This window comes from Vibrio sp. 378, assembly GCF_033339435.1.
The window spans coordinates 1-773 of sequence record NZ_JAWOUO010000413.1; the positions used below are offsets into that span (position 1 = coordinate 1).

1 protein-coding gene is annotated in these 773 nt (G+C 45.8%); it reads left to right on the top strand.

What is annotated here, in order from left to right; all coding sequences use genetic code 11:
- The coding region (locus tag R7Q48_RS26640) for a 5'-nucleotidase C-terminal domain-containing protein (RefSeq protein WP_318133223.1) at nucleotides 1–660 on the top strand (660 nt) is incomplete at its 5' end.
- Nucleotides 661–773: the final 113 nt, after the last annotated feature.

Consider the following 773-nt stretch of genomic DNA (forward strand, 5'->3'; position numbering starts at 1 on the left):
CTGACTTTCCGCAATGCCGCCGACTTGTACCTATACCCAAATACGCTCGTCGCAATGAAGGTGAAAGGCAAAGAAGTACATGAATGGCTAGAGTGCAGCGCGGGCCAATTCAAGCATATTGATGTCAATACGACTCAGCCACAATCGTTAATTGATTGGGATAACTTCCGTACGTACAACTTTGACGTGATTGATGGTGTGGAATACCAAATCGACATCACTCAACCACCGAAGTACGACGCGAGTTGTAAAGTCATTAATCCGGACTCCCAGCGTATCGTGAATCTGACTTTCAATGGCAAACCAGTTGATCCGAAACAAGATTTCATCATTGCGACTAACAATTACCGCGCATACAGCAATACCTTCCCTGGCACTGGTCCGAACTTCATTGCATTTGACTCTCCAGACGAAAACCGTTCTGTGGTTGCTGCGTACATTTCTCGCGTCAGTGAGGAAAAAGGCGAAGTCACGCCAAGCGCTGACAATAACTGGTCGTTCGCACCAATTAAGTCAGACAAAAAACTGGATATTCGCTTTGAAACCTCACCGAGCGAAAAAGCTTCGAAGTTTATCCAAGACAAAGGCCAATACCCGATGAAACGCGTCGCAACTGACGAAGTGGGCTTTGCGATTTATCAGATCGATTTAAACAAATAAGCGACTCCATGTTCAAACTAGCGGCTCCTCAGTGAGCCGCTTTTTGTTACTGCGCAAAGCAGTTAAGATAGTTCAAATGCGCTAACCCTTTCACTGCAGATAACCTTCATGCA